General features: G+C 32.3%; 1 protein-coding gene. It reads right to left on the bottom strand.

Features of this window, described 5'->3' with window-relative positions; translation table 11 throughout:
- Window positions 1–449: 449 nt before the first annotated feature.
- Window positions 450–749 carry a hypothetical protein gene (locus RT405_RS06930; protein WP_313468681.1) on the bottom strand — a complete coding sequence of 100 codons (300 nt, stop codon included), beginning with the start codon at window positions 747–749 and terminating at the stop codon, window positions 450–452.
- Window positions 750–1,456 lie beyond the last annotated feature (707 nt).

The raw sequence follows: 1,456 nt of genomic DNA, 5'->3' as shown, positions 1-1,456 counted from the left end.
TTTTTAATCTTAATTAAAATGAAAAAAGATAAAACTAATAATGGCTCCAACTAAATCGAAAAAAGCTTCTATTTGCTTTTTAAATGAATACGTTTAGTTTCTTTCCTATTGTTATACTTGCCTTTTAATAAAAGTGTTTGGTTTCTTTATGACTTGTATAATATTTCAACTGCAACTTACAAAGATAGAGTGAGTATCGCTGCTATTTTTATCATATTTCTTAGTAGTTTCTTTTTAGTTAACACTTATCGCTTAAATATTATAAATAATGATACTAGAAGTGAATCCCTATAGTTACTAGCTGGAGCGTAAGTAGGAGTTGACAACAAAATTTATTCGCTCTTCATGAACTAGCTTGCCCATAAATTAGTTCATAAAGTTCTCCACACCTATTTTTTGTTCTCGTCTATCTTAAAAAGGGTGGAGTGAACAGTTGCAGTAAAATGGATTTATAAATTAGGGATGTGATCTTTTCCTTTTTCCCATAACTCTTCAGGAGTGTATTTATCTTTTTCGTTTAAAACAACGGTACCATCACTTTCAATTGAAGTCGTGGTACCTAACCATACATTGTGCGGAGCTAGAAGTAAGTTTATTCTTTTTCCTTTACCCTTTTTAGGGGAAAAAGAGTCTACCATATCCTCGTTATAATGTGTTTTTAGGTATTTAACTGCTCCATTGTCGAATTGAACTTTTAAGATATTGGCAGACATCTCCGCCTTGACTGCTTTTGGAATTTGCTGATTCATCGTGTTTTCTCCTCTCCATTGCTCTATTAGATGACGAATGATTGGGTTTGGGCAAGCTGTTTCCTATTGATTTAAATGATCAGACCCTGCTTATGCTAAAATAAAATAACCAGATCTGTATTATGCTAGTATAATACAAATACAACGGAATGTTAACGCTTTCGAAAAAAGAGGGGGTTTTATGAAAAAAATTACGATTTATCGTATGTCTTTTCCAATCCTGATGATGGTATTAAAGTAGACTTATGGGATGGAGAATACTGATAGATGTTAAAGTTATATTCATTACACAAAAAGAACTTTCAGATAATGGGAAGTTCTAATTTTTTAATATATATCGACATTAAACTTTAATAGAGCCTAAAATAAAGAGGGGAAAATGTAAAGGAAAGTGATCCTTACACTTTCCTTTTTTATATGATTTTTTGCTTTAGCACGGTTATTATTCTTTGTAACGAACTATTCACGGAATATCTTAAGTTAATAACAATTACCACTAATGAGGCACTAAAAGAAACTAATCGATTCCCCCAGTTAAACTACTTTCAAAAGGCTCATTGATTAGATTTGATTAGACAAATCTTGTCGCATGCCCTATTGAGGAGACAGTAGTGGTCTTAGGTCACGATAAACTTCTTTAAGTGCCCTAATGATTGGAATCGCTTGTCGTTAGGTTACGATAAGCTTCATTGCGTGACTTAACGACT

It is taken from the genome of Carnobacterium sp. (assembly GCF_032094055.1).
GTDB lineage: Bacteria > Bacillota > Bacilli > Lactobacillales > Carnobacteriaceae > Carnobacterium_A.
The sequence above is the reverse complement of the archived record's forward strand: the minus strand, read 5'-3'. Positions and strand labels throughout refer to the sequence as shown.